At 64.0% G+C, this 22,947-nt stretch carries 24 protein-coding genes; 17 read left to right on the top strand and 7 right to left on the bottom strand.

Annotation, left to right across the window (positions count from 1 at the left end):
* Window positions 1-3: 3 nt before the first annotated feature.
* The gene (locus tag CF68_RS18260) at window positions 4-984 is read right to left on the bottom strand and encodes a tripartite tricarboxylate transporter substrate binding protein (protein ID WP_035821313.1); all 981 of its coding nucleotides are present in this window, start codon (window positions 982-984) and stop codon (window positions 4-6) included.
* A 97-nt stretch (window positions 985-1,081) separates the two neighbouring features.
* On the opposite strand from CF68_RS18260, the gene CF68_RS18265 reads away from it, so the two are divergent.
* Complete coding sequence (locus CF68_RS18265; RefSeq protein WP_035821315.1) at window positions 1,082-1,852, top strand: IclR family transcriptional regulator; 771 nt, start codon at window positions 1,082-1,084, stop codon at window positions 1,850-1,852.
* Window positions 1,853-1,946: 94 nt separating this feature from the next.
* Here CF68_RS18265 and CF68_RS37730 read toward each other — a convergent pair whose 3' ends face one another.
* Together CF68_RS37730 and CF68_RS18270 are read right to left on the bottom strand one after the other, a co-directional pair.
* A complete protein-coding gene (locus tag CF68_RS37730; RefSeq protein WP_200872565.1) occupies window positions 1,947-2,315 on the bottom strand; it encodes a hypothetical protein in 369 nt (122 codons plus the stop codon).
* A gap of 199 nt (window positions 2,316-2,514) precedes the next feature.
* Window positions 2,515-3,042 carry a DUF3455 domain-containing protein gene (locus CF68_RS18270; protein WP_035821317.1) on the bottom strand — a complete coding sequence of 176 codons (528 nt, stop codon included), beginning with the start codon at window positions 3,040-3,042 and terminating at the stop codon, window positions 2,515-2,517.
* A gap of 287 nt (window positions 3,043-3,329) precedes the next feature.
* On the opposite strand from CF68_RS18270, the gene CF68_RS18275 reads away from it, so the two are divergent.
* The 3 genes from CF68_RS18275 (at window position 3,330) to CF68_RS18285 (ending at window position 7,724) form a co-directional block, all read left to right on the top strand.
* Window positions 3,330-3,980: a response regulator transcription factor gene (locus CF68_RS18275; RefSeq protein ID WP_035821319.1), complete on the top strand. Its 651-nt coding sequence runs from the start codon at window positions 3,330-3,332 to the stop codon at window positions 3,978-3,980.
* Complete coding sequence (locus tag CF68_RS18280) at window positions 3,980-6,973, top strand: hybrid sensor histidine kinase/response regulator (RefSeq protein WP_035821328.1); 2,994 nt, start codon at window positions 3,980-3,982, stop codon at window positions 6,971-6,973. The genes CF68_RS18275 and CF68_RS18280 overlap by 1 nt, the downstream gene beginning before the upstream one ends.
* A 256-nt stretch (window positions 6,974-7,229) precedes the next feature.
* Window positions 7,230-7,724, top strand: coding sequence for a glycine zipper family protein (locus CF68_RS18285; protein WP_035821331.1), 495 nt, complete (start codon window positions 7,230-7,232; stop codon window positions 7,722-7,724).
* Between the two features lie 59 nt (window positions 7,725-7,783).
* On the opposite strand, the gene CF68_RS36315 is transcribed toward CF68_RS18285, so the two are convergent.
* The gene (locus tag CF68_RS36315) at window positions 7,784-8,260 is read right to left on the bottom strand and encodes a hypothetical protein (RefSeq protein ID WP_084187297.1); all 477 of its coding nucleotides are present in this window, start codon (window positions 8,258-8,260) and stop codon (window positions 7,784-7,786) included.
* A 269-nt stretch (window positions 8,261-8,529) separates the two neighbouring features.
* Between CF68_RS36315 and CF68_RS18290 the strand changes: the two genes are divergently transcribed.
* From CF68_RS18290 to CF68_RS18305, 4 genes are read left to right on the top strand one after another with little or no spacing between them, the layout of a single operon-like run.
* Window positions 8,530-8,955 (top strand): hypothetical protein, encoded by a 426-nt coding sequence (locus CF68_RS18290; protein WP_035821333.1) that lies wholly within the window; start codon window positions 8,530-8,532, stop codon window positions 8,953-8,955.
* 45 nt (window positions 8,956-9,000) lie between these two features.
* Window positions 9,001-9,480, top strand: coding sequence for a DUF3302 domain-containing protein (locus tag CF68_RS18295; RefSeq protein ID WP_235205809.1), 480 nt, complete (start codon window positions 9,001-9,003; stop codon window positions 9,478-9,480).
* On the top strand, window positions 9,481-10,659 hold the full coding sequence (locus CF68_RS18300) for an HlyD family secretion protein (protein WP_035821339.1): 1,179 nt from the start codon (window positions 9,481-9,483) through the stop codon (window positions 10,657-10,659). It begins immediately after the preceding gene.
* A 10-nt stretch (window positions 10,660-10,669) separates the two neighbouring features.
* Window positions 10,670-12,067 carry an efflux transporter outer membrane subunit gene (locus CF68_RS18305; RefSeq protein ID WP_035821341.1) on the top strand — a complete coding sequence of 466 codons (1,398 nt, stop codon included), beginning with the start codon at window positions 10,670-10,672 and terminating at the stop codon, window positions 12,065-12,067.
* 285 nt (window positions 12,068-12,352) lie between these two features.
* On the opposite strand, the gene CF68_RS37115 is transcribed toward CF68_RS18305, so the two are convergent.
* Window positions 12,353-12,478 (bottom strand): hypothetical protein, encoded by a 126-nt coding sequence (locus CF68_RS37115; protein ID WP_369798890.1) that lies wholly within the window; start codon window positions 12,476-12,478, stop codon window positions 12,353-12,355.
* Between the two features lie 135 nt (window positions 12,479-12,613).
* Here CF68_RS37115 and CF68_RS18310 point away from each other — a divergent pair, with 135 nt between their 5' ends.
* Window positions 12,614-12,997, top strand: a complete 384-nt coding sequence (locus tag CF68_RS18310; RefSeq protein ID WP_035821343.1) for a hypothetical protein — start codon at window positions 12,614-12,616, stop codon at window positions 12,995-12,997.
* A 73-nt stretch (window positions 12,998-13,070) separates the two neighbouring features.
* Here CF68_RS18310 and CF68_RS18315 read toward each other — a convergent pair whose 3' ends face one another.
* On the bottom strand, window positions 13,071-13,718 hold the full coding sequence (locus CF68_RS18315; protein ID WP_084187299.1) for a TetR/AcrR family transcriptional regulator: 648 nt from the start codon (window positions 13,716-13,718) through the stop codon (window positions 13,071-13,073).
* A gap of 12 nt (window positions 13,719-13,730) precedes the next feature.
* Entirely contained in the window at window positions 13,731-14,864 is a 1,134-nt protein-coding gene (locus tag CF68_RS18320) for a CaiB/BaiF CoA-transferase family protein (protein WP_035821348.1), read from the bottom strand.
* A 114-nt stretch (window positions 14,865-14,978) separates the two neighbouring features.
* Here CF68_RS18320 and CF68_RS18325 point away from each other — a divergent pair, with 114 nt between their 5' ends.
* The 8 genes from CF68_RS18325 to CF68_RS18360 all read left to right on the top strand — a co-directional run bounded on the left by CF68_RS18325 (window position 14,979) and on the right by CF68_RS18360 (window position 22,881).
* Window positions 14,979-15,389 carry a Zn-ribbon domain-containing OB-fold protein gene (locus tag CF68_RS18325; RefSeq protein WP_200872566.1) on the top strand — a complete coding sequence of 137 codons (411 nt, stop codon included), beginning with the start codon at window positions 14,979-14,981 and terminating at the stop codon, window positions 15,387-15,389.
* Window positions 15,386-16,531 carry a thiolase family protein gene (locus CF68_RS18330; protein WP_035821354.1) on the top strand — a complete coding sequence of 382 codons (1,146 nt, stop codon included), beginning with the start codon at window positions 15,386-15,388 and terminating at the stop codon, window positions 16,529-16,531. Before CF68_RS18325 ends, CF68_RS18330 begins: the two co-directional genes overlap by 4 nt.
* A gap of 29 nt (window positions 16,532-16,560) precedes the next feature.
* Window positions 16,561-17,706, top strand: a complete 1,146-nt coding sequence (locus tag CF68_RS18335; RefSeq protein ID WP_051591578.1) for an acyl-CoA dehydrogenase family protein — start codon at window positions 16,561-16,563, stop codon at window positions 17,704-17,706.
* A gap of 15 nt (window positions 17,707-17,721) precedes the next feature.
* Window positions 17,722-19,257, top strand: coding sequence for a class I adenylate-forming enzyme family protein (locus CF68_RS18340; protein WP_035821357.1), 1,536 nt, complete (start codon window positions 17,722-17,724; stop codon window positions 19,255-19,257).
* On the top strand, window positions 19,254-20,051 hold the full coding sequence (locus tag CF68_RS18345) for an SDR family NAD(P)-dependent oxidoreductase (protein ID WP_035821359.1): 798 nt from the start codon (window positions 19,254-19,256) through the stop codon (window positions 20,049-20,051). The genes CF68_RS18340 and CF68_RS18345 overlap by 4 nt, the downstream gene beginning before the upstream one ends.
* Window positions 20,052-20,061: 10 nt before the next feature.
* Window positions 20,062-20,832 carry a crotonase/enoyl-CoA hydratase family protein gene (locus CF68_RS18350; RefSeq protein ID WP_051591579.1) on the top strand — a complete coding sequence of 257 codons (771 nt, stop codon included), beginning with the start codon at window positions 20,062-20,064 and terminating at the stop codon, window positions 20,830-20,832.
* 33 nt (window positions 20,833-20,865) lie between these two features.
* The gene (locus CF68_RS18355) at window positions 20,866-21,834 is read left to right on the top strand and encodes a tripartite tricarboxylate transporter substrate binding protein (RefSeq protein ID WP_035821362.1); all 969 of its coding nucleotides are present in this window, start codon (window positions 20,866-20,868) and stop codon (window positions 21,832-21,834) included.
* Between the two features lie 75 nt (window positions 21,835-21,909).
* Window positions 21,910-22,881, top strand: a complete 972-nt coding sequence (locus CF68_RS18360) for a nitronate monooxygenase family protein (RefSeq protein ID WP_035821364.1) — start codon at window positions 21,910-21,912, stop codon at window positions 22,879-22,881.
* The last annotated feature ends 66 nt before the right edge of the window (window positions 22,882-22,947 follow it).

Consider the following 22,947-nt stretch of genomic DNA (forward strand, 5'->3'; position numbering starts at 1 on the left):
GCGTCAATCCAGCTTCGTGCCGGAGGTCTTGATGACCGATGCCCAGCGTCCGATGTCCTGCTTGATCAGCGCACTGAACGCCTCAGGCGTGCCAGCCAGCACCGATGCACCTTGTTCATTCAGCTTCTTGGCGAGCTCCGGGGATTTGAGCGCCTTGTTGAACTCGGTATTGAGGCGCACCACGATGTCCTTCGGTGTCGCGGCAGGCGCGACGAAGCCGAACCAGGTCGCGGTATCAAAGCCGGGATAGCCCAGCTCGGCGACTGTCGGCACCTGAGGCAGGTCTGGCAAACGCTTCGGGGACGTCACCGCGAGCGGCCGCAGCCTGTTGTTCTTGATATGCCCGAGCAACGTTGGCACGGATGCCATGTAGAGATCGACCTGGCCGCCCATCAGGTCGTTGACCGCCTGCGCTGCGCCCTTGTACGGGACATGGGTGAACTTCACCTTCGCGGTACTCTGAAGCAGCTCGCCGCCAAGGTGCGCCACCGTGCCGTTGCCCGGCGATGCGAAATTGATCGCTCCGGGCTTTGCCTGGGCAGCCTGAATCGCGTCCTTCATCGTCTTGTAGGGCGAGTTGACGTGCGTCACCAGGACGAGCGGTGCGGAGGCGACCAGGCTGATGGGCGCCAGATCCTTCAATGGGTCATACGGCAACCGTTCGTACAGCGAGGGGTTGATGGCAAGGTTGCTGGTCTGCCCCATGACGATGGTGTAGCCGTCGGCCGGCGCCTTGGCTGCCGCGTCCACCCCGAGGTTGCCACCGGACCCTGGCTTGTTCTCCACCACAAACACCCAGCCGGTCGACTTGGCCACCGTATTGGTCACTTCTCGCGCGATGATGTCAGTGCCCCCGCCGGCGGGAAAAGGGACGATGACTCGGATGGGCTTGGTGGGGTACTGCGGCGCGGCATGCGTTGCGGCAGATGCCACCACCAGGCCCGCGGCAAGTACCAACATGCCGCGACGGGAAATTGCCTTCATGACTTGTCTCCAAAATCTGATTTCGTTGTGATTGGATTGTGGTCGACCGTTTCACGGCATACAATGCCGTTTCACAGAGTGCACCTCGTTTCGTGCCATGAATCCGAAGAGTGATCCAAAGGTCGCGTCTACAGGCGACGAAAGCACGGGCGCCGTAATAGCGGTCACTCGCGCCCTGCGCGTTCTTGAGGCGTTCGGGGTGAACGACCCGCAGCTCTCACTTGCCGAATTGAGCCGGCGGACCGGCATCCACAAGACCACCGTGCTGCGGCTGGCGCGCACGCTGGCGGCGGACAACTACCTGGTGCAGAAGGAAGACGGCAGTTGGCGGCTCGGCCGCGCAGCAGGGTGGCTGGGCGCGTGCTACCAGGCCACCTTCAACGTTCAGGAAGTGGTGGAGCCGGTGCTGCGGGAGCTGACGATCAAGACCGGCGAAAGCGCTTCGTTCTACGTCCGGGAGGGACAGCAGCGAACCTGCCTCGTCCGGGTCGAAGGACCGCAGGCCATCCGGCATCACGTCAGGATCGGGGCGGCCCTGCCGCTGGACAGCGGTTCGCCAGGCCGCGTCATCCTGGCGTTCTCAGGTGAGCCGGGCGAGCTTTATGAAATGATCCGCCGCCGTGGATTTCATCTGTCGCTCGGCGAGCGCGAGGCCGAAGTCTCGAGCGTGTCGGCACCGGTGTTCGGATTGCATTGGCGGCTGCTAGGCTCCATGTGCATTTCGGGACCGACCTCGCGGCTAAGCGAAGAGCGTTTGCTGGAGCTGGCGCAGACAGTCGTCGATGCCGCAAACAAACTTTCGTATGCCATGGCAGGAAGCCAACGGCCTGCGATGCCAATTGAAAGGCCGTCGACCTGGCACCCTTGATATGCAGATGTGGGGCATGGAGAGCCGATAGAAGTCGTAGATGACCTCTGTCAGTCGCGAGCCGGTCGTCGCTTTTCGACCCTTCTCGGTCTTTTTAGATGGGAAGCCAAATGACAGCTATTGGGATTCCGCCGTCAGCCAGTCTTGGAAGCTGCGATATGAGTAGCTTCGCTTTCGAATGGTCGAGGATCAGCATCAAGACGACAGGATCTCCTGAGTGGTCGTTGCCATCAAAGCATGCAACGTCGCCACGGCCATCATCGACTTTTGCAAAAGGGATAAGGTTCCTACCGTCATGATTTCGGACCGAGTAGGCTAGCCTTCCAGCTTTGGAGCTTGCGTCGATAAACCACCATTGTCCGACGGGGTAATAATCCCCCGTCGCAGCCATTTCACTAAGCTCCGGAGCGTAGCGAAACCCTTCCGGCAATAGCTCGGAGGTGTAAAGATTGAACTTCGGCATCTTCCGCATTCGGATCCTCGACTCCGTCGTGCCGCAGGTTGGGGCATTCTAGCCGTTTCAGGAAACAGCTTGCACACGGGTCCATTTGGCAACATCGGCGAATACTTCGGGACTCGCGGCGCCACCAAACCTTACAACCAGCAGGCCACCGCCAGCGGGGAGTACTTAACCGGCACGGTATCTGCCAGCGTCACCTTGGCTATTCCAGGAAGACGTAGTCCGCCCGATACGGCATGCGATTCTCCTGTCCCTCCTGTGTGCAGGCCTGAGGGAGGGCTTGTCCGCCTGACGTATTCAGCCGTTGCACGTAACGCGTCCTCGCAAGCAGGCCAGCTCCGCCGGTGGTCGTTGCCTGCAACAGCAAGAGTGGAATGCTGTCCGGCTCCTGAGCATTGGGCGTCTGTCGCAATACCTTGCCGGTCACCTTGCTGCCGTCAGGCGCTTCCCAGGTCGGCCCAGCGTAGTGCTTGACGACGAGTTGTCCGGTGCCATCCTTCAGGGTTGCTTCCGGGGCCGAAAAGCTCCATAACAACCGACCGTCGTTGGCACGCTTGCACTGATAAATCTGTACACCGGATGCGTGCAGCACCGCGATCGTTCCACGCGCGTCGGTGGGTTGGAGTTCGGGCGGCGCCGATATCCTCGGTGTGGTACATGAAACGAGCACGCCTGCCATGCAGAGTACAGTGAGATTCGCTTTGCGAAAATGCCGAGAACCTTGCGACATTTGGCCTCCTTACCTGAGCCCATGGGAGGATAGTACTTCCCGAGCCACGTTGCCAGTTGCGTCCGCGCGGGTCCGGACGGTGCCGGCCCGCGGGTGGAGTCCATCGGCAAACGAGTCCCGGCGCCCACATGCAAGCATCCGGCCTGGGACGATCAGCCAAATATATGTCCCGCTTTGTCAAATGAGGGCGAGAGCCCTTTGGTAGGATCCAGCGCCCTAGCCAGTTCCGCCGGCTGGTCACGCCGCCCCGATCCACCCAAGCGTGCTGCCGGTCTGAGTTTACGCGCATGCCACCACCCATCATCTCCGTCGTGATCGCCGACGATCACCCGGTAATTCAGCTCGCAGTCAAGGCTACCCTGAGCGAGATTCCGAATGTCCGGATTTCCGCAATATGCTCGTCAGGAAAAGAGCTCTTTGCGGCACTGCAAGCGCAACAACCTGACCTTATCGTCACCGATTTCACGATGGAGCGTTCCCAGGTCAATGATGACGGTCTTCGACTGATCCACCGGCTCAGGCAGTCGCGTCCACATACACCGATCGTGGTTTTCACGATGTTGACCAATGGTGGACTGCTCACGCGCATCAAGGAGATGGGCGTTGAGGCCATCGTCGGGAAGAACGAGGAGCCCGGCATCCTGAGGCAAATCTGTGTCGATGCAATAACAGGCACTGGCCAGCGCCTGTCACCGGGCATAGCGGCCAGGATGTCAAGTGCGGGGGCGTTGGTCAACGGCACGGCAAGCCCGCTGTCCCCGCGGGAGATCGAAGTTGTGCGGATGTTCGCGACTGGCAGCAAGCTCACGGAAATCGCGGGATATCTCCATCGATCGCTCGCTACCATTGCGACGCAGAAGCGCTCGGCAATGCGCAAGCTGAATATCACCAGTAATGCGGATCTTGTCACGTACGCACGCGACAACGGTCTTGCCTGATGCAGGACGAACGCGAGCGCTCGCAGCAATCGCCACTACACTCCGAACACTCGGTCAAGCGGAACCTGCAGCGGGAGCGCCGTGTGTTCTCGATGGTGGTCCTGCTGCTGGGGCTGGTCGCCATCGCGATCGCTTCGGCAGCCATGCTTGCCCGCCTGAATGGATCCCTGCGTGCCCAGGAGCAGGTCGCGCGCCTGTACGAGCAAGGTGTCGTCGATGCGGTGCTCGAACGCCGCAGCACCCTGACGGCGACGAACTTGATCCTTGAGTTGCGCAGCAATGGCAAAGTCCCCGAGGCGCACCGCGCGCATGCCGGCAGTCTATGCACGCAGGTGTCTCCGTCTGCGCCTCCCGATCCGGTATTGGAGCAGAGTTGCGACCAGGCTGTACGGACGCTGACTGCCGCAAGCCAGAAGCCTTCGATCGAGATGATCTCGATTGCGAACGGGGCGACGTATCGGTATCAAGCGCCTGACGCATCGGGATCCGGCGTGGGTGCGACCCTTCCGCCGCTGTCGTCATCAAGCATCACTACGATGATTCTTGAACGGTTCCAGAGCCGCGACATGGATCTCTTGCAGGCAGCGCGGGAGAAGCGTGTCGTATGGCTGGGCATCCCGGCGAATGCGGCCGGAGGGAGTCCGGAGATGGTTGGCGCATCGCTGGTCGCGAAAGGCGACGCACTCTACGCCATCGTGTTGACGCGGATCCCGCTGCAAGACTTGCTTCGGCCAGCCTGGCCGAACTTGTCGATCCCGGAGCCAATTGTCGTCGATCGCCTGGACACGCCACTGGTTGCTTCAGGTGCAGGGGCCAACGCACGGCGCCTGGACGCCAGGCTGGAGGGACTTCCGGAGGGGCTGTTTCACTGGGTCCAGGACTATGGATGGGCCCTGCGACGCCCGCCGCTGGTTGCGGATTTCGGCCACCTGGTCTTCGCACTGCCGCTAGGGCAGCAGTTCCGGGAAATGCGGGAGGAACTGCTTGTTGCCGGCCTGATGACGGCCGCGCTTCTCGCCTTGCTGTTTGCGATGTATCGATACTGGAACTATCGCTTCCTGACCGGCACATATGCCGAAGCGGCACGCGCACAGCAGCTATTGCACGAAGCGAGACTCGCCAGCGAGGCTGCGGCCAAGGCCAAGGTGGCGTTCTTTGCGTCAATGAGCCACGAGATACGGACGCCGCTTTCCTCGCTGCTGGGGAACATGGAGCTCGTGGCCCTCGGTAAGCTGGAGCCGGAGCAGCGGGCGCGGGTAAGCGCCATGCAGGTGTCGGCCGAGGGGTTGCTGCAGATCGTCAATGACGTGCTCGATTTTTCGAAGCTCGATGTGGGAGCGATGCGTCTGGCGGAGGAGCCCGTCGTCGTCACGGAACTGCTGGGTCGCATTGCAATCTCGCACGCGCCGCTTGCGGCCCGGCGTGGGCTGAGCTTCTTCGCGGTATATGGCAAGGAGATTCCGGCGCGGCTCAATCTTGACCCGGTGCGCCTGACCCAGATCATCAACAACCTGCTTGGCAACGCGTTCAAATTCACCGAGGCGGGGAAGATTGTCCTGCGCGCGCAATGGGTGGATGCAAAGCTTGAGATCGTCATCACCGATACCGGCGTTGGCATACCGGAGGCCTACAAGGAACGGCTCTTCCAGCCATTCTCCCAGGTCGGCAACAATCGTCTGGCGCAGGCCGGCGGGACCGGGCTTGGACTGTCAATCTGCATGCGCTTGGTGGAGCGGATGAACGGACGTATCACGCTGGACAGCGTACTAGGCGTTGGCACGCGCGTCACGGTTCGCCTGCCGCTCAGCCCGCCGGGTGGGCATCAGACCCCGGCGCAATGGCGCTTAGCGCCGCACCGCGCGCTGGTCCTGTCCCGTGAGCCAGAGTGCCTCGAAGGAATGCTGAACCATTTCGACTGGGGATCATGCCAGCCATCTTTTCGGTCCAGCATCGACGAGCCCATTGACGCGGACAGATTCGACTGCCTGCTTGTGACCGAGTCCCTGGATCCGGCCCAGGTCATAGCGTGGTGGCGGAACCCCGCCACTATCGTATGGCTCAGGCAACTGGGCCCGCTGGTCCCGACCATACGGCCGGATGGCAGCCGGGAGGTGTCTGCCTACAGCCTGGCCGGTATCCATGCCGCTGCACAGGCGGTCCTCAATAAAGCTCCGGAGACCAAGCATGTCGACGAAGACCGTGTCGTGGTTGCCATGCACGATCAGTCTGCAGCTCCGGTCGCGGGCCTTTCCGTGTTGGTCGCGGAAGACAATGTGCTGAACAGGAAACTGCTGCGCGACCAGCTTCACCTGCTGGGTGCGCGCGTTATCGAAGCAGGCAACGGCAACGAGGCCTTGGCAGTGTTGTCGGAGCAGGGCGTGCATGCAGTGCTGACGGATGTGGACATGCCCGTAATGAACGGATTCGACCTGCTTCGTGAAATCAGGCGGTGCGGGCCGGAGATACCCGTCTATGCCGTAAGCGCAAGCGCGAGACCGAAGGATGTTACCGGGGGACTGGCAAGCGGGTTTACCGGCTATCTCACGAAACCGGTGTCGCTGGCGACGCTGGCTTCGGTGCTCGATGCTGTTGCCGCCCCGGCCGACCAGCCACACACAGATGATGTAGCGGCGCCAGTGCAGCTAACCGATGACGATTTCCCTGAACTGCCGTCGGTCGCCGAAGAATACGCCGAAGCGTTCCTGGCGCAGACCATGGTTGACTTGAACGAATTCGAGGCGATTCGGGCAGCGCGAGACATCCGCCGCCTGGAGCGGCTGCTGCATCGTATCGCGGGGACTCTCGGGGTCGTCGGGCGCTCAGGACTGTCGGAACTCTGTGCTGACCTGCACGGCCACGTGGCCGAAGCCAAACGCTGGGACGATGAGATCGAACTGCAGTCCGCCTTCATCATGCAAGGCCTGAAGAGCGTATGCGAGCGCGGGCGTGATGAGACCAGGGTCGCCTGCGGTTCCCGTCCGCTGGCTTTCTAACTTCTATGATTGTGAACACTCCTGCGCGCGGTCAGCATTGAGGGGACGGCTGGATGCCTGCTTAGGGCACCACCCGTCTTGATTACTTCCCTCTTGCGAGGCCCTTGGTTTGCCCGCCTGTACGGCGGGCATTTTTCTTCTGTGCCCCGGCCGGGCGCATCGGCTAGCGCTGATTGCCGCCACACCGAGGCGCGAATCCCTGCCACCGGGGAAAGATGGCGCAATGCCCCGGAATGGCACCTCCTCAGGAGAGTTCATGAGCAATCGTAGAAGTCTTGCTCTTGCCGCGTGCACGGCATTGGTTCTGATCTCGGGTGCGGCCAATACGGCGCAGGCTCAAGCCTTGTTGCTGAAGCCCATTGCCTATCCGCTGAGAGGACAGTCGGCCTACCAGCAGGCCAACGACGATGGGGCCTGCTATGGCTGGGCCCGGCGGGAGACCGGCGTCGATCCGGCCCGAATAGGGAGCACGCCAGCGCCGGTGATCCTGCCCGGCGGCGAGAGGATACGGGGCGCAGCGGGCGGGGCGGCTGCCGGGGCAGTGGTGGGTGCGATTGGCGGTGACGCGGGCAGGGGGGCTGCCGCGGGCGCGGCGGTCGGCACCGTCGCTGGTGGCGCCGCCCATCGCCAGCACCGCCGGCAGGCTGCAGCCATCAGCGCACAGGCGCAGGCCAGCAACGACTGGGCCATGACGTCGTACTGGCAAGCCTGGCGTGCCTGCATGGCGGGCCGCGGCTATTCAGTACAGTAAGGACCGCGGCAGGTGGACTGGGCTGGCGTCAGCCGGCCTACCCCGGGGAGCAACAGGCCCTAGAGTACGGCGCAGGCTTCTGCGCTGGCGGTAACGGCAAGATCTACCCGCGCATCATTGCGCAAAACCACGCAGAGGAAGTTGCCTATGGGTTTGCCAGCGTGAGGATCTTCCCGCCACAGGTGTGGCAGGGGTGCCGTCGAGGCATGCGGCTCGCCCCGTTCGGACGCGGCATGGGATTCCGTGCCGGCTGTGGCATCGCTCCAGGTTATCGCGAAGGGCGCGTCCGGCTTGGTGCCAAGGAAGCAGAAAGACGGCGCCGACAGCGAGTGCCGCGGCGCGGGTCCGGTCTCGCAAGGGCCGGCGCGTAGTGCCAGCACGTCATGATCGGTCTGATTGACGGTGACGATCTTTGTCCACGGCCAGGGCTCCTGGAACGGACTCCACGTCTCGGAGGTAGGGATTGCACATCCGGAGATGGCGCTTGCTGTGGCAATGGCAATGACACAGGCAGAAATCGAAGAAACAGCATTCATTGGATAGTCAATTCAGGTGAACCTGATATTCACCTGGGAGGGCATACGACGGCGCACAGGGTAAGCCGGCCTCGCCGTGGCGGCTATCAAAGGAATTCGAAATACCGGGCGACGCCTGGGGCGCATCGATTCGACGGGCCCTCACTTTCTAATTTCTTTGATAGCCCCGCCCGCGCCACCGGCATAAGGTGTGCACATTCACGCAGACGTGACTGGCCGCGCCGGTTTGCGTCGACGGTATCTGATCCACTTCGAAGGAAACTACAGGAATGTTCAAGCACTGCCTTTCGGCTGTCTCGATAGCGGGCGCCGGCGCGCGCGGTCGTGGGGTGCCCAGCCTTGTCATGGCGCTGCTGATTGCCGGCGCCGCGCCATCGTACGCGCAGATCCTGCCCGCTCACGGGCAGCGAGACACCTCCGCGCGGCCGGAAGCCTGCTCCGGTACCGGCGCCGGCCTGCAATCCGCGGCCTGCCGTGCCGCCAGCAATCCCGGCCAGAGCAAGTACAACCTCCTGTACGCGGACGATGTGCCAGCCGGCAACAGCGAACGGTCAACCGGGCCGGTTTCAGCCAGCCCGTGCCGGAGCTGCCCGACGGATGCGCAATCCGGCCAGCAAGCCGGGCGCATGCCGGACAGCACCGCCCGGAACAGCCGCAGCGAATCAACGGGTACTACGCCGACCAGCACACTGTAGTTCTCAACGCAGCCGAGTACCTGGCAAGTCAAACACCGGGCCCTGGTGCCCGATCTCTCTATTTCCCCGATGAAACTGCGTCAATATCTGCTGGCGGGCCTTGGCCTGCTGGCAATGCATGAACCAGCGTTCGCCTCCTTGCTCAGCGGACAGGCCCTGGAGAGCGCTGCCAATGCCATCTCCTGGGTGGTGATGATATTCGTGCCGCTTGCCGCCATCTACCTGTTCTGGATGCTGCATATCTGGCCGGAAAAGGTCGCCCACCGGAAGCAGCATCCGCAAAGGGAAGCCATCCATGCGCTATGCCTGCTTTCGCTGTTCTTCGGCGGACTGCTGTGGCCGATGGCCTGGCTCTGGGCACACACCAAGCCGGTGTTCTACCGGGCGGCCTATGGCACCGACAAACTGCCGGAAGACGAAGCGGCGCAAGGCGCGGGACATGCCCCCATCGGCCGCCCCGGGAACGTCGCGTCCCTGCGGGCGCCGACACGCGGCGCTACGTCCGGCGCAGGGGAGCAGAGCTGAATGGATGCACTGCTGCTTGCTATCTACGCGCTGGCCGTCTGGATGATCTTCTTCAAGTTCAAATGGCTGCCATGGAACACGACGTCCATGGTCATCGTGGTCACGATTCCGGTGGTTGCCCTGACGCTGCTGGTCCTGACGCTGAACGTGGTGGCACCTTCGTCCCATGATGTCAGGGTGGTCGGCAAGGTGCTCCAGGTGGTGCCGCAGGTGAGGGGGCGCATTGTCGAACTTCCGGCCGAGGGTAACCGGCGCTACAAGAAAGGGGATGTCCTGCTGCGCATCGACCCGACGCCGTATCAGGCCTCGGTCAAGCAACTCGAGGGCAGGTTGATGGCGGACGATGCCGGGTTGGCTGAAGCGCAGGCAGCGGCGCGCCAGCTCAGCGAATCCGTGCGCGGTGCGGCCGGCAAGGTTGCCACGGTGCAAGCCAAGCTATCGCTCGCCCGCCAGCGCCTCAAGGAACATGAGGCCCTGCTTGCAGCGGGGGCCGGTTCGAAGTTCGACCGGGAAGATGCCCTGGCCCGGCAGCACGAGCTGGAAGGCGAACTGGTCAGTGCGCAAGCTGTCGAGGACGAGGCGAGGCAGAAGCTGTCGGCCAGGAGCCAGGGGGAATTTGCCGCCATCGCCACGGCGCGCGCCAAGCGCGCGGAAACCGAAGTCATGCTCGAGAACGCCCGGTGGGAACTTGGCCAAACCGAGTACCGGGCGCCCGCCGACGGCAAGGTCGTGAACCTGCAGGTGCGCGTGGGCACGATGCTGGTCCCGTTTCCGTTCTCGCCGGCATTCAGCTTCGTTGAGGACGAGCAGGAGGTGGTCGCCTTCTACAAGCAGAACGAGCTTTACAACGTCAAGGCGGGTGACGTCGCCGAGATCTACCTGCCGACGCATCCGGGTGAAATCATCAAGGCAAAGGTGGACTCGATCGTCTGGGCGCAATCACAAGGCCAGTTCGCGCAGGGTGGAATGATCCCGAACACTGGTGCCACGGAAGCCGTGCCGAACCGGTTCGCGGTCAAGCTGGACTTGCGCGACGAATCGAAGGGCCAGGTGCTTCCGGTCGGGGCTGTCGGCGCGGGTGCCATCTATACCACGCATATGAAGATGTTCCATATCGTTCGGATGGTCTTCCTGCGCGTCAGTTCCAAGCTGAACTATCTGGTATTCAAGCTCCATTAAAGGCAAGCCTGTGTCGTCATCTCTCAACAAGACCATTCCGGTACTGCTGGCGCTGCCGCTCGCCATGCTCTTCGGCTGCGCCTTGCAGGCGCCGCCGGATAGCGCCAGCCTTCGAGACCAGGGCGTCCCGGCGCTTGAAGGGCAGCGCACCTGGGCAAACACGGCCGAAGCAGGCGAGCCAGCGGATGACTGGCTTGCAAGCTTCGACGATGCCGAGCTGCAGCGACTGGCGCGGGAGGCGATCGCGCACAACGGCGATCTCAGGCTCGCAGCGGTGCGCGTCGAGCAGGCGCAGGCGCTCGCTATCATCCAAAGCAGCGGCCTGTTACCGAGCGCGGGCGTGAAGGGCAGGGCCGGCCATTCGGAAACCCAGTTCCTCTCGATTGGTGCGAGCTGGGAGCTCGATCTCTGGGGCCGCATCCGCGCACAATCGCGCGCGGCAAAATCCCAGTATGCCGCTACCGTGGACGATTATCTCTGGGCGCAGCGCGTCGTCGCAGCAGCCACTGCCAAAGCATGGTTCACACTGATCCGGTCCGCAAAGCTGGAGGACCGGCAGCGGCAAGCCGTTGCCATACAGGAGCAACTGGTGCAGATCACCGAGCGGCGGGTTGCCATCGGTGCGGCGCCGGAAACTGAACCGGTGGAAGCGAAAAATGCGCTGCGCACGCAGGTGGATGCGCTCCGGAAGGCTGAACTGGCCAGGAGCCAGGCCGCGCAAGCCCTGGAGCTGCTGCTGGGCCGCTACCCTGCCGGGGAGATCGGCGATAGTGTGGCGAAGCTGGAACTGCCGGCGATGCCCGCAGCCCCGCAGGCAGGCCTGCCTGCAAGCCTGCTCGATCGCCGCCCGGACTTGACGGCCGCGGCACACCGCGTCGCCGTGGCCTTCGACCTGAGGCAGTCCGCCGAGGCCGCACGGCTGCCAGGCATTTCAATCAGCGCGGCCATTACCGGAATCCGTAGCGATGTGCTGCTGCTCAACCAGTCCGGAACTCCGATCAAGGGACTGAATGGCGCGATCTTCGCGCCGCTGTTCACGGGAGGAGAGCTCAAGGCCAGGGCGGACTACTACAGCGCCGAGCAGAAGGCCGCCATGATTGCCTATGGCAATAGTGCCCTGCAGGCACTGGGCGAAGTCGATGCGGGGTTGCGTGCTGAATCGAATCTTGCAGATCGCACCAGGCAACTGCAGGATCGGGTGAACGAGAGCCAGGTATTGGTACTGCGCGAGGAGGCACGCGTGAGTATTGGTGCATCCGACCCGCGCGGCGTCCTGAAGGCTCGGCAGACACTGCTGGCTGCCGAGATGGATCTGATCAACGTGCGGGGCGATCATCTCAACCAGCGTATTGCGCTATTGCTGGCGCTAGGGGGAGACTGGAGCAGGAAAGCCAGGGAAAGCGCTTGAACGACATTGCCTTCTTGAATTCCGTCGCATCGCCCGGGGTTTGTGCAAGCGCTTTAGTGCGAGCAGTAGCGGTACTTGGTGATATGGTTTGCGCGGCGCAGTAGGAATTCGGCATGCGGTGAGCCATTGGCGGTGTCAGTACGTAGGGTTCCATCAACTGGTGCAGGGCCGGGCTGGCTCGAACGACGTACTTCGCGCCGGGGGGCGTTTACCACCCGAGCGGATCTTAGACATGCATATGGCAATCGCATGCGTCCGGCATGGCGAGAACGCCCGACACTCCGTTCATGCCAGCCGTCCTTCGTGCACCGGTGCACCGCCCACCGACATGTCGGCGCACAGGATCGTCCCGGTGGTCGACTCGGTCATGAATAGCGTGGTGCCCCCGGTGCCGCCAAAGCACAGATCCAAGGTGACCGTCCGAACATCGCACCCGACGCCGAACGCGAAGGCAAGACCTGGGGCACATTGGTGGTCCCCATCAATCCCGAAGTGCGTACCGGGGAGGTTGTTCGAAGCGATATTGAACGGTATTTCGTGCTCCGAATGGACACCAACGGAACAGGCGACCGGACCGTGGAGGTGGAGATCAAGAAGGCCGAGGTTCATTTCCTGACGCCCTTGATGGCTCGTGCGCCGATCCTCGGCATTGCGAAGCTCGGAGACCCGACTGACTTCCGTTTCAGGGTGTCGGTTCAGTTCAAGGTCCTTTCGCAAGGAACGGTGATCCAGACTTTCGATTACACGAAGGAAAGGATCGTTCCGAACGGAGACTGGAGGACAGTTGACACCATTTTGAAGAGCTACGCCATGACCATTTGCGAGCTCCGGACCGACCTCGCGGAAACCCTCGATCACGACTTCCTGCCTCTGCTGCAGAAGTCACAATTCGTTGCCACCCCGGCGGCAACGGTTGATGCGAATGGTTAAGCTGTTCCAATGTGTCCCAGGTAGCGCACGGTTGGATTTGCGCTGATGGGCCGCTGAAACCGCCAGGTGAACATCAAGCGGAAACCACCATGCGATCAACCATCGTCTCGCACAGGTGCATCACCTTTTGCGTATCCAGAGTCTTGGTCTTCGCGGTAGCGTTGATGGAAAAGACCTGCGCGATGCCACGCATGCTGGCGACGATGAAAGTGGCCAGGCTGTCCAGGTCGGACTCGATGAAGCGGGTGCCCCGGGACTGTTCTGCCTCCAGGCACTCGCGCACGAAGGCGATCGTGGCATCGTTCATGCTCGCGACGTCTGCGGCGAACTCCTGATCCTGAAAGATGGCTTCCGACAACAGCGCCGAGAACACCTGGGTGTTGGAGTCCGGCTTGCTGAGGCTGCCGAAGTGCGCGCGTATGAAGCTGCGCAGGCGCTCGAGGCCGACCGTGTGCCCTTCCGCCTGCTGGAAACGCTTGGCGAAATCGGTGCGCAACTCGGTCAGCACGGCCAGTTGCAGGGCCTGCTTGTTGCCGTACAGGTGAACGACGAGACCCTTGCTGACGCCCGCGGTCTCGGCCACCTCGGCAATCGTCATGCCGCCTACACCCTTGGCGCGCATGACCGTCATGGCGGCATTGATCAAGGCCAGCTCCGAGGTGGCGCGCCGCTCCTCCTGGGTGCGACGGGTTCGGGCGGTATGGGGTGTCATGGCAGTCATGGTTAAGCAAATTCAGGCGTTTTGTGAACGGAGCAGATTCTCCAGATTATCGGGCGTAAGAGCCAGAGTGCTCAGGATTTCGCGCGTGTGGGTGCCGACGGGCGCGATGTCCCGTATCTCCGGCGGCGTGGCCGAGAACCGCGGCGCGGGGGCGGCCTGCAGCACGCCACCACGCTCGACATAGCTCTGCCGCGCTGCCATGTGTGGGTGGCAGGCGGCCTCGTGCGGCGCCAGCACGGGCGCCCAGCAGGCGTCACTGCCACCCAGGCAAGCCTCCCATTCGGCGCGTGTACGCGAGTGCATGAGTGCGGCCATGGCTTGCCTGAGCTCGGGCCACAGGCCGGGGTCGTTCTGGCCGCGGACAAAGCGCGCGTCGCCGTCCAGCCCCAGGCGCGCGAGCAACTCGGCATAGAACTTGGGTTCGAGCGGCGCAAAGTTGATCCAGCCGCCATCCTGGCACTGGTAGCTTTGCGCCGCCCAATGCGAACTGTCAAAAGCCTGCGTGCTGCGCTCAAAGCCGCCGCCGCGCCGCTGGATGGCGCCCAGCATCAGGTTCAGCATGTGGGCCGCGCCATCGACGATGGCGGCATCGACGACCTGCCCTTGCCCCGTGCTGCGCGCATGCTGCAGCGCGGCCAGCAGCCCTACCGCCAGATACAGCGCGCCGCCGGCCACGTCGCCGAGTACGGTGGACGGCGCCATCGGCGGTTCACCGGCCGGCCCGGCAAACCACAGGGCGCCGCTGAGGGCGGTGTAGTTGCTGTCATGGCCGGCGCGCGGCGCCCACGGCCCATGCTGGCCCCAGCCTGTCATGCGGCCGTACACCAGAGCAGGCCGCCGCTGCAGGCACAACTCCGGCCCCAGGCCCAGGCGCTCCATCACACCCGGGCGCATGCCTTCGATCAGCAGGTCGGCGCCCTCGCACAGGCGCAGCACGGCCTCTACGGCGGCAGGGTCCTTGAGGTTCAGCACCACCGATTGCTTGCCGCGGCTGGTGATGGCGTGGGGCCGTTCCGGCGCGGCCAGGCGCTCCGGCGGCTCGACGGCGATGACGCTCGCCCCCAGGTCGGCCAGCAGCATGCCGCAGAACGGACCGGGTCCGATACCGCTGATTTCGACCACTTTGACGCCTGCGAGTGGGCCCAAGCTGCTGCTCCTTGCTGAGATGGATGGAAGGGAAATGCAGGACCTGCGGAAAACCCTATTTGCTAAATCATACAAACTTACCGACCATATGGTAAGTAAGTTGAGGAAAAAAACATGAAGACAGACGAGACAACTTCCCAGATAGAAAAGCCCAGCCTCTGTGGTTGGGACGCCCATCAGACCCCTTTTCTCAAAGGAGTCCGCTGCACAGCGTGCAATGAAGTGGCGTTCCCACCGCAGCACTATGGCTGCGAGTGCTGCGGCAGCGCTGAACTGGCCGATATCGAACTGGCCGCGCAAGGGGTGGTGCTCGGCAGCAGCCAGGTCCACATCCATGCCCAGCCGGAGCCTGCGGTGCCGTTCACGGTGGCCGAGGTCAGGCTCGACGCCGGCCCGGTGGTGCGCGCCCTGCTGGACGTGGGGCACGAGGCGGGCGACTGGCACGGCCGGCGCGTCCATGGCGTGCTGCGTCAGCGCGGGCAGGACCCCGCGGTTCTGGAATTCCGATTCGGGGTGACGGCATGAAGCGAACACTGAAGGACCTGCGGCCGGTCTACGTCGTAGGCATCGGCTGGCATCGCTACCAGGATCCGTCGGATACGTCGTACGTGACGCTGGGCCTGACCGCCGCGCGCCAGGCGCTGGCCGACGCGGGCGTGTCCATTGCCGGCGTGGACACCGCCCACGTTGCCCGGGCGCTGCTGGGCATGGCCTGCGGGCGGCCCATCCTGCGCCACCTTGGGGCGACGGGCCTGCCTATCGCCCATGTCGAAAACGCCTCGGCCTCCGGTTCGACGGCGTTCCGCAATGCCTGCATCGAAGTGGCCAGCGGCCTTGCCGATACCGTACTGGTGCTGGGCGTGGACAAGCGCGCGCCAGTGGTACGCGGCGAGACGCAGGCCGGCATCGAGCAACTGGCCAGCGAGTACATCGCGCCGTTCACACACTTTGCGCTGCTGGCAGACAAGTACGTGCACCGCTCCGGAGCCGACATGCGCGACATCGCACTGGCGGCGGTGAAGAACCACAACAACGGCGCGCTCAACCCTAACGCCCAGCGCCAGAAGCCGCGCACGCTCGAGGAGGTGCTGGGAGGGCGCAAGGTGTCTGGCGAGCTCACGGTGCTGCAATGCACGCCGGTCGGCGAGGGCGCGGCTGCCGTGGTGCTGATGTCCGAAGACGCGATCAAGGCGCACGGCATCGATCCCGGCCGCGCGGTGCGGGTGCTGTCGTCGGCCGCCCAGAGCCAGGCTGTTTACAAGGACGCTACAGCGTTCGACGAACTGCTCACGCAGGCCACCTGCCAGCAGGCGCTGAAGGAGGCCGGCGTAGCGTCCATGGCAGTTGATGTGGTCGAGCTGCACGACGCCTTCGCGATCGAGGAAGTGCTTTACCTCGAGGCCATGGGCCTGTGCAAGCCGGGCCAGGCCATACCGGCCTTGAAGGCGGGCGAGTTCCACATCGGCGGCAGGGTCGCAGTGAGCCCATCGGGCGGGCTCATTGCCATGGGGCATCCGATCGGTCCCACCGGCGTGGGCCAGATCGCTGAAATCACACTCCAGTTGCGCGGCGAGGCCGGGCAGCGACAGCAGCCCCGGGCGCGCACGGGGCTGGCGCACATGGTAGGCGTGGGCGCCGTCTGCTACGCGCACGTGCTGGGCATCTGAACCGCGAATTAAAAACAGGAGACATGCACATGATCGACTACATGGTCGAATTCGACGAGGACACGCGTGCCATTGTGGACCTTACCCGCAAGCTAGTGCACAAGCACCAGATGCCACTGGAGGCCAGGAAGCTGCAGGGCGGCGAAATTACCCCGCAGGATCTGCTGCCCGGTACAAGGGCCGCCAAGGAAGTGGGCCTGTGGGGCCTGACGCTGCCCGAGGCGCTGGGCGGCGCCAGACTGAGGGTAACGCAGCAACTGGCGGTCATCGAGGTGAACTACCAATGCCTGGTGCCCCTGCGCTTCGGCGGGCAGGTGCCGCCGTTCCTCTTCAACGCCACGGGCGTGCAGAAGGAGCGCTACCTCGATCCTTGCCTGGACGACCGGCTGCGGTACGCGTTCGCACAGACCGAGCCTTCGGGCGGGGCCGACCCCGGCAATGCGATCCAGACCAAAGCCGTTAAACGGGGCGACAAGTGGGTGATCAACGGCACCAAGGTCTTCATCTCCAGCGTCGGCCCCGCCGAGGTGATCTTCGTCGTGGCCGTGACCGATCAGGAGAAGCGCCAGCACGGCGGCATCTCCATGTTCGCGGTGGACAAGTCCAACCCTGGCCTGAACGTGTCGCGCGACATCCAGACGCTGGACGGCATGATCACCAACGAGCTGATCTTCGACAACTGCGAAGTGCCCGAGGACGCAATGATCGGCGCCAGCGGCGAAGGCTTTCGCAACGCCCAGATCATCTTGTCGCAGGCCCGCTTCGGCGTGGGCGCGCGCGCCCTGGGCATCGCCATGCGTACGCTGGAAATGATGACAGACTACGCCAAGCAGCGCGTGACCTTCGGCTCGGCCCTGTCGCAGAAGCAGGCGGTGCAGGCCATGGTCGTGGATTCGTGGATCGACATCAACCAGTGCCGCCTGATGATGTACGCCGCCGCCAGGAAGGCCGATGCCGGCCACGATACGCGCGTCGAGGCCAGCCTGATCAAGATGCAGGCTACCGAGGTGGTCGGCCGCGTGCTCGACCGCGGTGTCCAGATCTTCGGCGCGGCCGGGGTGTCGCTGGATAACCCCATTGCGCACTGGTATCGCTCGCAGCGCCCTGCCCGCATCTATGAAGGCCCGACCGAGGTGCACAAGTACCACGTGCTGGCCCGCCACCTGTTCCGCTGATGGATGGACACCCCGATGACAACCGCACCAAACTTGCCTGAACACTGGGCGCAGGTCCTGCCCGACAGGCCCGCCGTGGTCGCCGCAGACCAGACCCTGACCTGGCGCGAGCTCAACACGCTGGCCGACAACATCGCCAACCAGCTCGCCCGGCGCGGCGTCGGCGCCGGCGACATCGTGGCGCTGCGCATGCAGACCACGTCGCAATGGGTGGCCTTGATGCTGGCGCTGTCCAAGCTCAAGGCCCGGCTGCTGGGCATCAACTGGCGCCTGGTCGCCGACGAGGTCGACTATGTGCTGGAGAATGCCGGCGCCAGGATGCTGATCCTGGACGACGAGCAGCCGCAGGTGTTCATGGACAAGATCTCCGTGCTGCCGCCGGACGCCATGATTCCGGTGTCCACGACCGGCGCAGCAAGCCAATGGAACGTGCTGACCCAGCCGGGCGGAGCGCCGCTCACCATGGACGAACTGTGCGAGCAGATCATCTACACCTCGGGTACCACGGGCAGGCCCAAGGGCGTGGCGCGCCATCTGCGGCCCGAGCCGGGCAATGAGCGCCTGAACCGCTACCTCGAAGCCCAGGGCGGGGCGTACAAGCGATACCAGGAGGCCGACGTGGTGCTGGTGTCCATGCCGCTGCATCACGGGTCAGGCCCTTCGCAGGTGCGCGCGGCGATGGCGCACGGCTCCATGCTGGTCCTGCAGAACCGCTTCGATGCCGCGCATTGGTTCGACCTCGCCGAGAAGCACGGCGTCACGCACTGGACCGGCGTGCCTACCATGTACAAGCGGCTCAAGAGCTACCAGGAGACCTCGGGCCGCCACGTGCCGCGCCTCAAGAGCATGGGCATTGGCGCCGCGCCGGTACCCATGGCGATCAAGCAGTGGGTCCATGAGCAGTTCGGGCCGGTGCTGCATGAGGGCTACGGCTCCACCGAGACCGGCATGATCGCCGGGATGAAGGCAGAAGACCACTTCCGAAAGCCCGGCTCCAGCGGCCTGGCCTATGACGGCGTGGAAGTGGAGATCCGCGACGAGGACGGCAAGCCCTGCGCTTGCGGCACCGTCGGCGAGATCTGGGTCAATACCCCGGCCGTGATCAGGAACTATCTCAACGCGCCGCCGCTGGATGAAGACACGCTCGATGCGCGCGGCTTCTTCCGCACGGGCGACATGGGAAAGCTCGACGCGGACGGCTATCTCTACATCACCGACCGCGCCAAGGACATGATCATCTCGGGCGGGGTCAACATCTATCCAGCGGAAATCGAGGCGGCGTTCTACCAGCACCCCGGCTTGCTCGACATCGCGGTGATCGGCCTGCCCGACGAAGAATTCGGCGAGAAGGTGGTGGCCTACTACGAATCCAGGGACGGCCAGCCCATTGCCGGCGATGAACTGGCTGCGCTGGGGCAAGCGCAGCTGGCATCGTACAAGCGGCCACGTTTTTTCGTGCATGTCGCCGAACTGCCGCGCAATGCCGTCGGCAAGATCCTGAAGCGCGAGCTTCGCCAACCTCATTGGAACAACCAGGAGCGCAACGTATGACTTTGAACCTGACCGACCTCAACGGAAAGATCGCGGCCGTCACCGGTGCCGGCCAGGGTGTGGGCCGCGAGGTGGCCTTGCACTTCGCCAGGAGCGGCGCCGGGGCCGTCATCGTCAACGACTTCTATGCCGAGCGCGCCCAGGTAGTGGTAGAGGAAATCAGGGCACTTGGCGCGAAGGCCGTGGCCGCCGTATGCGACGTGACCGACCAGGCGCAGGTCAAGGCTGTGTTCGCGCAGGCCACGGACGAGGCCGGCGGCAGCATCGACATCCTGGTCAATAACGCCGGCAATTCGGGCGTCAACCCCGATCCGGAAGCGCGCAAGCATTTTTGGGAAGTCGGCGAGGCAGCCTGGGACAGCTTCATCCGCGTCAATTTCTACGGCGTCATCAACTGCACGGCGGCGGTAGTGCCCGGCATGATCGAAAAGAACGCCGGCCGGATCATCACCATCATCTCCGACGCCGGCCGTGTGGGAGAGCCCAACCTGGAAATCTATTCCGGCGCCAAGGCCGGGGCCGCCGGCTTCATGCGCGGCGCGGCCAGAGCGCTGGGGCGCTACAACATCACGGCCAATTGCGTCGCCATCTCCGCCACGGCAACGCCGGCGATCGCGGCGCGCCTGGAGGCCGATCCCGACAGGAAAAAGAAGATGCTTTCGAACTACGTGATCCGCCGCGTGGGGCAGCCTGAGGACGTGGCCAACATGGTGTTGTTCCTGGCATCGGGATCGAGCTCGTGGATCACGGGCCAGACCTATCCGGTCAACGGCGGGTTCTCGTTCAACCTGTGAGGAGCGCACCATGACCACCGAGCAAGCTGCAATGCTGGAGAAGAAGGACGGGGTGGCAGTCATCACCCTGAACCGGCCCGAAGTCAAGAATTGCTGCAACAACGCGATGGCGATCGCGCTGCAGGACATCATGGACGATATTGACGAGGACAAGAACTGCTTCGTTGCCGTCATCCATGGCGCCGGCGGCAATTTCTCTACCGGCGCCGACCTGAAGGAAGCGGCCAGCGGCGTCAAGCGCACCAGACTGCGCCGCGGGGGCTTCGGCTGCTTCGTGCATCCGCTGCGCAAGCCGCTGATTGCCGCCGTCGAGGGCTATGCGGTGGGCGGCGGCTTCGAGCTGTGCCTGACCTCCGACATAGTGGTGGCCGCCGCCAACGCCAAGTTCGGCCTGCCCGAGGTCCGGCACAACCTGGTCGCGGTCGGCGGCGGGCTGTTCCGCCTGCCCAAGAGGATTCCCTACAACATCGCGTTCGAGATGGCCCTGACCGGCAAAATCTACGACGCCGATTTCCTGCGGCCCTATGGCATCCTGAACCGGGTGGTTGAGCCAGGCGCGACCCTGGAAAACGCCATGGCATTCGCCCGCTCGCTGCTGGTGAACGGCCCGACGGCGCTGGCCGCGTCCAAGCGCATCATGTCCAAGGCCTTCGAATGGCAGGAACTGGAAGCCTGGGAAAACCAGATGCCGATTGCACAGGTCGCGCTCAACTCAAAGGACCGGGAGGAAGGGCTCAAGGCCTTCGCGGCCAAGCGCGCGCCGGTCTGGTCCGGCGAATAGCGCCAGGAAGCCAGGAATAAGGAGGAGACAACTATGCAAAGACGAAGCTTTCTGCTGGGCTCCGCAGCGGCGGCCACGGCATGGGCAGCGCATTCGCCACTGCTTGCGCAGGACAAGACCCCGATCAACGTCATCTTGCCCCTGGGCGGCGGCACAGGCGCCGACACCAGCACGCGTATCCTTGCCGATGTGCTGTCCCGCGAACTGCAGCGCACGGTGATCGTCGAGAACAAGCCAGGCGCCGACACCATGATCGCCACGCAATACGTGCTGAACGGACCGGCCGACGGAACGCGCGTACTGATGCTCTCGCCCAGCAACATGGTGATTGTTCCGCTGGTCAACAAGAGCCTGCGCTTCAATCCCGAAACCCAGCTGCAGCCCGTCATCACCTCCGCGCGCGGCGGTGCCGCCATGGTCGTGAAGGCGGGCAGGCACAAGTCGCTGGCCGAGTTCGTCGCCTACGCCAAAGCCAACCCGGGCAAGGCATCGCTGGCCACCTACAGCGGGCATTACTACAAGCTGCTGGCGCTGATGATCCAGCGCGATCTCGGCATCCAGCTCAACAACGTGCAATACAAGGCCCCGGCGCCCGCGCTCAACGACGTGGTCGGCGGCAATGTCGACGCAATGATCATCGACGCCGGCGCCGCGCGCGAATTCTATCGCGCCGGCAAGATCCACCTGCTGGCCTTGACGCACGAGCGCAGACCGCCAGCCTTCCAGGATGTGCCAACCTTCAGCGAGCTCGGCTATGCCGATTCGACGGCTTACGTCTGGATCGGCTACGGGGTCAAGGCCGGCACGCCACCCGAGATGGTGCAGCGCCTGTACAAGGGATTCTCGGCCGCGCTCAAGTCCAAGGAGTATCTGGCCTACGTGGAGCAAGCCAGCGCCGGCTCCGAGACGATCGATCTGGACCCCGAGAAGACCAGGCTCTATGCGCAGGAGGAGCGCAAGCGCTTTGCCCGCCTGATCGAAAAGACCGGCTATACAAACTAATGGGACTGACAGATTGACATGGCTTGGGGCACCGCATGATGTGCGGATGCCCAAGCATCTGATGGAGAGGATTGCATGAGCTTGCCTTCATCGCTGGCATCGCGCCTGCGCCTGCCGCTGATTGCCGCGCCAATGCTGCGCGTGTCTGGCCCGGACCTGGTGGCCGCCGCATGCCGCAGCGGCGTCATCGGCGCGTTTCCCACGGTCAACGCCCGCGGCGCCGAGCAGTTGGACGCCTGGCTTGCCCAGATCAAGGCCCGGTGCGCCGAGGCGCCCGGCCCGGTCGCGCCGGTCTGCCCCAACATCATCATGCGGCGCCAGGCCACGCTGGATGAGGACCTGCGGGTCCTTGTCCGCCACCGGGTGGAAATGGTCATCGCCAGCGTAGGCTCGCCCGAAGCCGTTATCCAGCCGCTGCACGATATCGGCTGCCTGGTGTTCGCCGACGTGGCATCGATCCGCCATGCCGAAAAGGCGCTGGCGGCGGGTGCCGATGGTCTGATCCTGCTCACGGCCGGCGCCGGCGGGCAGACCGGCTGGGCCAACCCCTTTGCCTTTGTGCGTGCCGTACGCCGGATGTTCGACGGCCCCATCGTGCTGTCGGGCGGCATGTCCGACGGTGCCGCGCTGTGGGCGGCCCGCACGCTGGGCTGCGATCTGGGCATGATGGGCACGCGCTTCATCGCCACCCCAGAAAGCCTGGGCGCCGACCGCTACAAGACCATGCTGGTGGACAGCCGGCTCGACGACGTGTTGCTGACCCAGGCCTTCACGGGACTGGATACCAACATGCTGCGGCCCTCCGTCGTGGCGGCGGGGCTGGACCCGCAGGCCCTGCAGGGCAAGGTGTCTCCCGAGCGCGCCCGCGAACTGTTCAGCGAGCATGGCCGGGAGGCGCACGGCCCCAGGCGCTGGGTCGACATCTGGAGCGCCGGGCACAGCGTTTCGGGGGTGGAGGGGGTGCTTCCCGTGGATGAGCTGGTTGATGTGCTGGCTGGGGAATACGCACGGGCGCGAGCGGAGACGGCGCGGCTGATGCAGCATTGACGAGGGCTTCAGCTTGGCGGTGTACGAACGGCATTTCAGCTTGCAGTTCCCCCGCAATGCCCCGCA

Origin of the sequence: Cupriavidus sp. SK-4 (assembly GCF_000611125.1) — a bacterium.
GTDB classification, from domain to species: Bacteria; Pseudomonadota; Gammaproteobacteria; order Burkholderiales; family Burkholderiaceae; genus Cupriavidus; species Cupriavidus necator.

What these genes read in the sequence shown, in the direction of transcription:
- CF68_RS18260 (WP_035821313.1), bottom strand. Translation starts at nt 984, where the DNA reads ATGAAGGCAATTTCCCGTCGCGGCATGTTGGTACTTGCCGCGGGCCTG.
- CF68_RS18265 (WP_035821315.1), top strand. Translation starts at nt 1,082, where the DNA reads ATGAATCCGAAGAGTGATCCAAAGGTCGCGTCTACAGGCGACGAAAGC.
- CF68_RS37730 (WP_200872565.1), bottom strand. Translation starts at nt 2,315, where the DNA reads ATGCCGAAGTTCAATCTTTACACCTCCGAGCTATTGCCGGAAGGGTTT.
- CF68_RS18270 (WP_035821317.1), bottom strand. Translation starts at nt 3,042, where the DNA reads ATGTCGCAAGGTTCTCGGCATTTTCGCAAAGCGAATCTCACTGTACTC.
- CF68_RS18275 (WP_035821319.1), top strand. Translation starts at nt 3,330, where the DNA reads ATGCCACCACCCATCATCTCCGTCGTGATCGCCGACGATCACCCGGTA.
- CF68_RS18280 (WP_035821328.1), top strand. Translation starts at nt 3,980, where the DNA reads ATGCAGGACGAACGCGAGCGCTCGCAGCAATCGCCACTACACTCCGAA.
- CF68_RS18285 (WP_035821331.1), top strand. Translation starts at nt 7,230, where the DNA reads ATGAGCAATCGTAGAAGTCTTGCTCTTGCCGCGTGCACGGCATTGGTT.
- CF68_RS36315 (WP_084187297.1), bottom strand. Translation starts at nt 8,260, where the DNA reads ATGAATGCTGTTTCTTCGATTTCTGCCTGTGTCATTGCCATTGCCACA.
- CF68_RS18290 (WP_035821333.1), top strand. Translation starts at nt 8,530, where the DNA reads ATGTTCAAGCACTGCCTTTCGGCTGTCTCGATAGCGGGCGCCGGCGCG.
- CF68_RS18300 (WP_035821339.1), top strand. Translation starts at nt 9,481, where the DNA reads ATGGATGCACTGCTGCTTGCTATCTACGCGCTGGCCGTCTGGATGATC.
- CF68_RS18310 (WP_035821343.1), top strand. Translation starts at nt 12,614, where the DNA reads ATGGACACCAACGGAACAGGCGACCGGACCGTGGAGGTGGAGATCAAG.
- CF68_RS18315 (WP_084187299.1), bottom strand. Translation starts at nt 13,718, where the DNA reads ATGACTGCCATGACACCCCATACCGCCCGAACCCGTCGCACCCAGGAG.
- CF68_RS18325 (WP_200872566.1), top strand. Translation starts at nt 14,979, where the DNA reads ATGAAGACAGACGAGACAACTTCCCAGATAGAAAAGCCCAGCCTCTGT.
- CF68_RS18330 (WP_035821354.1), top strand. Translation starts at nt 15,386, where the DNA reads ATGAAGCGAACACTGAAGGACCTGCGGCCGGTCTACGTCGTAGGCATC.
- CF68_RS18335 (WP_051591578.1), top strand. Translation starts at nt 16,561, where the DNA reads ATGATCGACTACATGGTCGAATTCGACGAGGACACGCGTGCCATTGTG.
- CF68_RS18340 (WP_035821357.1), top strand. Translation starts at nt 17,722, where the DNA reads ATGACAACCGCACCAAACTTGCCTGAACACTGGGCGCAGGTCCTGCCC.
- CF68_RS18345 (WP_035821359.1), top strand. Translation starts at nt 19,254, where the DNA reads ATGACTTTGAACCTGACCGACCTCAACGGAAAGATCGCGGCCGTCACC.
- CF68_RS18350 (WP_051591579.1), top strand. Translation starts at nt 20,062, where the DNA reads ATGACCACCGAGCAAGCTGCAATGCTGGAGAAGAAGGACGGGGTGGCA.
- CF68_RS18355 (WP_035821362.1), top strand. Translation starts at nt 20,866, where the DNA reads ATGCAAAGACGAAGCTTTCTGCTGGGCTCCGCAGCGGCGGCCACGGCA.
- CF68_RS18360 (WP_035821364.1), top strand. Translation starts at nt 21,910, where the DNA reads ATGAGCTTGCCTTCATCGCTGGCATCGCGCCTGCGCCTGCCGCTGATT.